The organism is uncultured Salegentibacter sp. (assembly GCF_963972535.1).
Lineage (GTDB): Bacteria > Bacteroidota > Bacteroidia > Flavobacteriales > Flavobacteriaceae > Salegentibacter.
On record NZ_CAXAVR010000027.1, the window covers coordinates 19,951 to 27,525 of the forward strand.

The 7,575-nt window shown below is 38.0% G+C and carries 7 protein-coding genes; 2 read left to right on the forward strand and 5 right to left on the reverse strand.

Going from position 1 to position 7,575, the window contains the following annotated elements; translation table 11 throughout:
• Positions 1–4 precede the first annotated feature (4 nt).
• The 3 genes from ettA to AACZ30_RS05635 all read right to left on the reverse strand — a co-directional run bounded on the left by ettA (position 5) and on the right by AACZ30_RS05635 (position 2,424).
• Positions 5–1,696, reverse strand: coding sequence for an energy-dependent translational throttle protein EttA (gene ettA / locus AACZ30_RS05625; protein ID WP_075326060.1), 1,692 nt, complete (start codon positions 1,694–1,696; stop codon positions 5–7).
• A 65-nt stretch (positions 1,697–1,761) separates the two neighbouring features.
• The gene (locus AACZ30_RS05630; protein WP_339648205.1) at positions 1,762–2,235 is read right to left on the reverse strand and encodes a DinB family protein; all 474 of its coding nucleotides are present in this window, start codon (positions 2,233–2,235) and stop codon (positions 1,762–1,764) included.
• Between the two features lie 9 nt (positions 2,236–2,244).
• Positions 2,245–2,424, reverse strand: coding sequence for a CAL67264 family membrane protein (locus AACZ30_RS05635; RefSeq protein ID WP_339648210.1), 180 nt, complete (start codon positions 2,422–2,424; stop codon positions 2,245–2,247).
• 176 nt (positions 2,425–2,600) lie between these two features.
• Here AACZ30_RS05635 and AACZ30_RS05640 point away from each other — a divergent pair, with 176 nt between their 5' ends.
• Both AACZ30_RS05640 and AACZ30_RS05645 read left to right on the forward strand, forming a co-directional pair.
• Positions 2,601–4,244 (forward strand): carboxyl transferase domain-containing protein, encoded by a 1,644-nt coding sequence (locus AACZ30_RS05640; RefSeq protein ID WP_339648206.1) that lies wholly within the window; start codon positions 2,601–2,603, stop codon positions 4,242–4,244.
• Between the two features lie 14 nt (positions 4,245–4,258).
• Positions 4,259–5,896 carry a M1 family metallopeptidase gene (locus tag AACZ30_RS05645; RefSeq protein WP_075326056.1) on the forward strand — a complete coding sequence of 546 codons (1,638 nt, stop codon included), beginning with the start codon at positions 4,259–4,261 and terminating at the stop codon, positions 5,894–5,896.
• A 71-nt stretch (positions 5,897–5,967) separates the two neighbouring features.
• Here the strand turns inward: AACZ30_RS05645 and AACZ30_RS05650 are convergent, their stop codons facing one another.
• Both AACZ30_RS05650 and AACZ30_RS05655 read right to left on the reverse strand, forming a co-directional pair.
• Positions 5,968–7,065 carry an AMP-binding protein gene (locus AACZ30_RS05650; protein ID WP_208224779.1) on the reverse strand — a complete coding sequence of 366 codons (1,098 nt, stop codon included), beginning with the start codon at positions 7,063–7,065 and terminating at the stop codon, positions 5,968–5,970.
• 61 nt (positions 7,066–7,126) lie between these two features.
• Positions 7,127–7,575, reverse strand: a 449-nt coding sequence (locus AACZ30_RS05655) for a CPBP family glutamic-type intramembrane protease (RefSeq protein ID WP_339648208.1), incomplete at its 5' end; no start/stop codon positions are given.

The window sequence follows — 7,575 nt, forward strand, 5'->3', positions numbered from 1 at the left end:
AAAATTATCTCACCAACTTCTTGTACTTAATACGTTTTGGCATAATATCTCCACCTAAACGTTTTTTCTTGTTTTCTTCATAATCAGAGAAGCTTCCTTCAAAGAAATAAACCTGAGAATCTCCTTCAAAAGCCAGGATATGTGTACAAATTCTATCCAGGAACCAACGGTCGTGGGAAATAACCACGGCACAGCCGGCAAAATTCTCTAAACCTTCTTCCAGCGCTCGTAGCGTATTTACATCTAAATCGTTGGTAGGCTCATCGAGTAGTAGAACGTTTCCTTCCTCTTTTAACGTCATCGCCAAATGAAGTCGGTTTCTTTCTCCACCAGAAAGCATATTTACTTTCTTATTTTGTTCACTTCCGCTAAAGTTAAATCGGCTTAAATAAGCTCGTGAATTTACCTGGCGACCGCCCATCATAACCAACTCCTGCTCATCGCTAAAGTTCTGCCAAATAGTTTTTTCAGGATCAATATTAGAATGCGCCTGGTCTACATAAGCAATCTTTGCGGTTTCACCAACCTCAAAACTTCCTTTATCAGGCTCTTCTTCACCCATAATCATTTTAAAAATCGTAGTTTTACCAGCACCGTTGGGTCCAATTACTCCAACAATTCCAGCCTGCGGAAGTTTAAAATTTAAATCTTCATAAAGCAATTTATCACCAAAAGCTTTACTCACTCCATTGGCTTCAATCACATTGGTTCCCAACCTTGGACCGTTAGGAATATAAATTTCCAGCTGCTCATCCATTTGCTTTTGATCCTGGCTCAACAACTTATCATAATTATTTAAACGTGCTTTTTGCTTGGCCTGACGTCCTTTAGGATTCATTTTAGACCATTCCAATTCTCGTTCTAAGGTTTTTTGACGCTTACTGGCTTGTTTTTGTTCCTGCGCCATACGTTTAGACTTCTGGTCTAACCAGGAAGAATAATTTCCTTTCCATGGGATTCCTTCGCCCCTGTCCAGTTCTAAAATCCAACCGGCTACGTTATCCAGGAAATAACGGTCGTGAGTTACCGCGATCACCGTTCCTTTGTATTGTGCTAAATGATGCTCTAACCAATGTACAGATTCAGCATCAAGGTGGTTGGTAGGCTCATCAAGGAGTAAAATATCTGGCTCCTGAAGCAAGAGTCTACAAAGCGCCACACGTCTTCTTTCTCCTCCTGAAAGCACCGAAATCTTTTTATCGGCTTCAGGGGTTCTTAAAGCGTCCATTGCAATTTCCAGTTTTGTATCGAGTTCCCAGGCGTTAGAAGAATCAATTTTATCCTGAAGCGCAGCCTGCTTATCCATAAGCTTCTGCATCTTATCGGCATCTTCATAAACCTCGGGCAATCCAAACTGGTCGTTAATTTTATTGTACTCATCAAGAATGGCCACCGTTTCGGCAACTCCTTCTTTTACCACTTCCAGTACGGTTTTATCTTCATCTACCTTTGGTTCCTGTTCAAGGTAACCAACGGAATAGCCAGGAGAGAAAACCACATCGCCCTGGTAATTTTTATCTTCGCCGGCGATGATTCTAAGTAAAGTAGATTTACCCGAACCATTTAAACCAAGAATCCCAATTTTTGCACCGTAGAAAAAACTAAGGTATATATTTTTCAAAACCGGGGTATTCGCATTTTTATAAGTCTTGGTAACCCCAGACATTGAAAAGATCACTTTTTTATCGTCTGCCATAATGAATTTTTTAAGCTATTTTAAGATTTGCAAATATCTGAAATTAAAGTCAGAATTCGGTTTGATTATTTATAAAGGCCAAGTAAGCGCAAGATGATTAACATTTGCCCGGTGTGATAGGCCGTATGTTCTATAACCAGCATAACTTCCCGCAGTAAGCTATGATTGTCAGAGTTTTTAACCGGAAGATTTAAATCAATGTCAGCATCTAAAATAAAATTTTTAAAACGCTCCCTATCTTCAAAATAATCTTTCTTTAATTTTCCCCAGTCTTCTTTACTTTGGGGAGCCGATTCGTTCGGCCAATAGTCGTCGGGCCATTTTGAGGTTTTATAAGCTTCAGAAGTAGTATATTCCAAAATATCCTTTTGAGCATAAGAGATATGATAGAAAAGCTCGTAAAAGGAATAGGGTAAATTACAAGGCTTTTCTCCTAATTTTTCAAAAGGAATTTTATCGATAAAGTCTTCTAAAGCCATAAAAGCTTCACCTCTTTCTAAATGCTTAATTAATTGTTTTTTACTTGCGGAATCTGACATATAATTGACTTAAATTCTACCTTTTAATGCGTTAAACGCCCAGGAAATGGCAAAAAATCCAATTCCCGTGACCGAGAAACCAATGGCGTAATCTCGATATTTAAGCACACCCAATAAAATAATAGCGGCACCAATAATGAACAAAGCAAAAGATGTCCAGGCGAAAATGGTATTCTTATTCATTCCCATATTAAAGATTTTATACAAATATCGGCTATTTTACATTCCCAAACCACAACTAGAATTCACGCTATTTTGTATTTTAGCCAAAAGACGGCTGCAAATTTAAAATTTACTGAAATTTTGATAATATATCTACCTATTTAGAAGATATTTCTAATTTCAGGAATAAAAAATCATAATATATGAATATGAAATTCAATAAAAATGAAGACCATAACAAACTCCTGGTTTCTTCATTAAATCATAAACTTAAACGCGTAAAGCTCGGTGGTGGTGAAAAGCGCATTGAAAAACACCACGCCAAAGGAAAAATGACCGCCCGCGAACGTATTGATTTTCTATTAGACGATAAATCCAATGCTATTGAAATTGGGGCATTTGCTGGCGAAGGAATGTACGAAGAGCACGGGGGCTGCCCTTCGGGAGGTGTTGTTGTTAAGATAGGTTATGTTTCAGGGAAACAATGTATTGTTGTTGCCAATGATGCTACAGTAAAAGCAGGAGCATGGTTTCCTATAACCGGAAAGAAAAACTTAAGAGCGCAGGAAATAGCGATTGAAAACAGGTTGCCAATTATTTATCTTGTAGATAGCGCCGGAGTTTATTTACCAATGCAGGATGAAATTTTTCCTGACAAGGAACACTTCGGAAGAATTTTTAGAAATAACGCTGTGATGAGCAGTATGGGAATCACCCAAATTGCAGCGGTGATGGGCAGTTGTGTGGCAGGTGGTGCTTACCTTCCAATTATGAGTGATGAAGCACTTATCGTAGAAAAGACCGGAAGTATTTTCCTTGCCGGAAGCTACCTTGTAAAAGCCGCCATTGGAGAATCTGTAGATAACGAAACCCTGGGCGGTGCTACTACACATAGCGAAATTAGTGGAGTGACCGATTATAAAGCGAAAGACGATAAAGACGCGCTTACCCGCATAAAGAATATTATGGATAAAATGGGCGATTTTGATAAAGCCGGATTTAGTCATAAAAAAGCTGTAAAACCAAAGGAAAATCAGGAAGATATTTACGGAATTCTTCCTAAAAAACGCAGCGACCAATACGATGTTCGGGAAATTATTTCCCGTTTGGTAGATGGTTCAGAATTTGAAGAATATAAAGAAGGTTATGGCCAAACCATTATTACCGGCTACGCCAGGATAGATGGCTGGGCCGTGGGTATTGTTGCTAATCAGCGTAAAATTGTAAAAACTACGGCATCAAAAACGAAACCTACAGAAATGCAATTTGGCGGTGTGATCTATTCAGATTCAGCCGATAAAGCAACTCGTTTTATTGCAAATTGCAACCAGAAAAAAATTCCGTTGGTTTTCCTTCAGGATGTTACCGGATTTATGGTAGGCAGCAAAAGTGAACACGGCGGCATTATTAAAGACGGCGCTAAAATGGTGAGCGCAGTTAGTAATTCTGTAGTGCCTAAATTCACCATTATCATGGGGAATTCTTATGGTGCAGGAAATTACGCCATGTGCGGAAAAGCTTACGACCCTAGACTTATCGCAGCCTGGCCTAGTGCCGAGCTTGCAGTAATGGGAGGAACACAAGCAGCAAAAGTTTTAGCGCAAATTGAAACGGCTGCAATGGAGAAAAAAGGCGAAAAGGTTGATGAAGAAAAAGAAAAAGAAGTTTTTGAGGCGATAAAATCACGTTATGATGAACAAACTTCGCCTTATTACGCTGCTGCACGTCTATGGACAGACGCCGTAATAGATCCTTTAGATACCAGGAAATGGATCTCTATGGGAATTGAAGCCGCCAACCACGCGCCTATTGAAAAAGACTTTAATTTAGGAGTAATTCAAACATAATTTCAGAAATAAAAATGAAAAATTTAGTTTTAATGCTGGCCGTTTTCATTGCCGCATCTAATACTTCCTGCGCCCAGGTTTTAAGCAACAAAGAAGGTAACTATACTGAAGCCGATTCACTTAGAGGATCGTTAAGACCTGAACGTGCTTTCGATGTTCAGAAGTATCATTTAAAGCTTAAAGTTGAACCCGAAAAGCAATTTATTTCAGGTTCAAATACTATTAGTTTTATTGCTGAAGATGATCTTTCAACCATTCAAATAGACCTTTTTGAAAACATGCAGGTGGATTCTATTCTTCAGAATGATGAAGTTTTAGCTTTTGAACGTAAACATAATGCGGTATTTATCGAGTTGGAAGAAACGGTAAAAGCCAATGAAAAAGGAGATATTCAATTTTATTATTCCGGAAAACCTATTGTAGCAAAAAATGCGCCCTGGGATGGCGGTTTTGTTTGGGACAAAGACGATAATGGAGATCCGTGGATTGGTGTTGCCGTACAGGGAACCGGTGCCAGTCTTTGGTATCCAAATAAAGACCATCAAAGTGACGAGCCGGAAGAAGTTCAGTTAGATATCGCAGTTCCAAACGGATTGATGAACGTTTCTAACGGGCAATTTTTAGGTGAAAAAGATTTAGGAAATGGTTTTACAGAATGGAGCTGGAAAACCGTTAATCCTATCAATAATTACAACGTAATGATCAATATTGCGAATTATGAGCATTTCTCTGATTCGTATGGTGATCTAGATCTCGATTATTATGTCTTGCCTTACAACCTGGAAAAAGCCAAAGAGCAATTCAAGGAAGTTAAACCAATGATGGATTGCTTTTATGAAAAATTCGGGGAATATCCTTTTGTGGAAGATGGATTTAAACTAATTGAAACTCCTTACCTGGGGATGGAACACCAAAGTGCAGTAGCCTACGGAAACGAATATAAAATGGGTTATTTAGGCAACGACCTCTCCGGGACCGGGATTGGTTTAAAATGGGATTACATCATTATCCACGAATCGGGTCACGAATGGTATGGCAACAGTATTACCGCAAAAGATATTGCCGATATGTGGATTCACGAAGGTTTTACTTCATATACCGAAGCTGTTTACGTAGAGTGCCGCTGGGGAAAAGAAGAAGCCCTCGAATATCTAAAAGGCACGCGCCGCGGACTCGGGAATAACGCAACAATTATTGGTGATTATGGTGTGAATAGTGAAGGTTCCGGTGATATGTATTTTAAAGGTGCCAATTTACTAAATACCATTCGCAGCATTTATGATAATGATGAATTATGGTGGAAAACACTAAAAGATTACACCGAAACCTACAAACATCAAATTATAGATACCGAAACTACAGAGAACTTCTTTAATAAGGCAACTGAAGTAGATTTACAACCTATTTTTGATCAATATTTACGGCATTCTGATTTGCCTAAACTTGAATTCAGAAAAAAAGAAGGTAAAACCCAGGCGAGATGGATAGCCGAGGTTGAAGATTTTAAAATGCCGGTAGATATTTTGGTTGATGGAATGGAAATTAGAATTTATCCTACAAACGAGTGGCAGAATTTAAAACAGAATATTGCGCTGGAAAAAATAAAAGTTAACGAACTGGAATTTTACATAACTTCTGCTTATATAAAATAAATAAGAAAACTAGTTTATTCAACAACCTGCAGATTATTTAATGCTGCAGGTTTTTTTTTATTCATATGGAATTAATTTACCTTGCTTTTAAAGGTATTTTCTCTATGAATTTTACCCGTATGCGTTTCTTCAAATTTTTCTATAAAATAGATTTTTTTAGGCCGCTCGTATTTCTCCAGACTTTTTAATTCATTAATCTCTCTTTCTAGTTTTTGCAGAAAATCTTCTGAAAATTCATTTTCAACAAACAGCACCAGTTTTTCACCTAAGGAATCATCTGGCATTGCCGTTACAAATAACCGCTGATCTATAATTTTGGAAAGCTTCTTTTCAATTTGTTCTGGATGAAGTTTTATGCCGCCAGAATTGATCACGTTATCTATTCTCCCTTTCCAAATAAATTTCTTGTAGGTAAGAATCTCCACCACATCATTAGTGGTAATTATTTCATCTGAAAGTTTAGGAGCTTTAATTACTAAACAACCTCTATCATCTTGCGAAATATTAATATTCGGCAAAACTTTAAAAGGACGGGATTTTTTCCTGTTTTTTGATGGATTTAGTCTTTTTGCGGCAATATGGGTAACGGTTTCCGTCATTCCATAAGTTTCATAAACCTTGGTGCTAACTTCTTTTACCATTTTTTGAAGCCTGGGCGAAACCGCACCACCGCCAACAATAAGTTTCTTTATAAGATGCAGGCGCCCAACCGAATTATCTAACTGAAACGGCGTCATTGCACAAAAATCGTAACGTTTAAAAACCTGGTCTAAAGGATTTGAGGAAGGTGGCACCATATCTAATTGCCAACCCAAAACCATTGCCCGAACCAGCATCATTTTCCCGGCAATATAGGTAGCGGGCAAACATAGTAAAGCAGTAGTTTTCTCGGGGAGGTCAAAGAAACGGGAAGTTGCAATGGCAGAGTTGATCATCTGCTCTTTTTTAATCCTTATAGTTTTTGGTTTTCCGGTAGAACCCGAAGTTTTTACCTCAACATATTTTGAAGGTTTTATCCAGTCTAATAAAAAGCTTCCTATTTTCTCTTCAAAAGCTTCCCCTTCTTTTATAAAGCTATAGGCCACTAAATGCAGTTCGGCATTGGTATAATGACGTTTATTAAGCCTAAAATCGGGATGAGTTTCCGGTACTTTGTATTTATCTGCCATATTTAAAACCAAATATGTTACAATTCTCCATATTGAAAGTTAGCAAATTGTAATGATAAATTTAACTTTCTTCTGAAAGTTTTAAGGTTTCGGGTTTTTCTACTTTTCCGAAAAGTTTATTTTTCCAATTGCTCCAGCCATATTTTTTAGCCATAATGAAAAGAAAAAGCGGATAAATTATAAATACTGGAATGGCCACATCCCAAAAACCTGCTATAGGCGCAGAAACGTCCTTAAATATAGATTCGGTTTGGAAAGCAGTCCAGTCGGCAGTAACCAGTAGTGCCGCAACCAAATTATTAGCTGCGTGAAAACCAAGCGCCAGTTCAAGACCTTCATCCATTAGCGTCATAATTCCCAACATAAATCCTGTGCCTATGTAGTGAATCATAATTATATCTCCCAGCTGGCCTACCTCTGGATTAAAATAATGCAGTCCACCAAAAATAATAGAGGTTAGAAATAATGGAACCCAGCGATTTTTAGCAAACACACCCAATCCCTGCATTA

What these genes read in the sequence shown, in the direction of transcription:
- ettA (WP_075326060.1), bottom strand. Translation starts at nt 1,696, where the DNA reads ATGGCAGACGATAAAAAAGTGATCTTTTCAATGTCTGGGGTTACCAAG.
- AACZ30_RS05630 (WP_339648205.1), bottom strand. Translation starts at nt 2,235, where the DNA reads ATGTCAGATTCCGCAAGTAAAAAACAATTAATTAAGCATTTAGAAAGA.
- AACZ30_RS05635 (WP_339648210.1), bottom strand. Translation starts at nt 2,424, where the DNA reads ATGGGAATGAATAAGAATACCATTTTCGCCTGGACATCTTTTGCTTTG.
- AACZ30_RS05640 (WP_339648206.1), top strand. Translation starts at nt 2,601, where the DNA reads ATGAATATGAAATTCAATAAAAATGAAGACCATAACAAACTCCTGGTT.
- AACZ30_RS05645 (WP_075326056.1), top strand. Translation starts at nt 4,259, where the DNA reads ATGAAAAATTTAGTTTTAATGCTGGCCGTTTTCATTGCCGCATCTAAT.
- AACZ30_RS05650 (WP_208224779.1), bottom strand. Translation starts at nt 7,065, where the DNA reads ATGGCAGATAAATACAAAGTACCGGAAACTCATCCCGATTTTAGGCTT.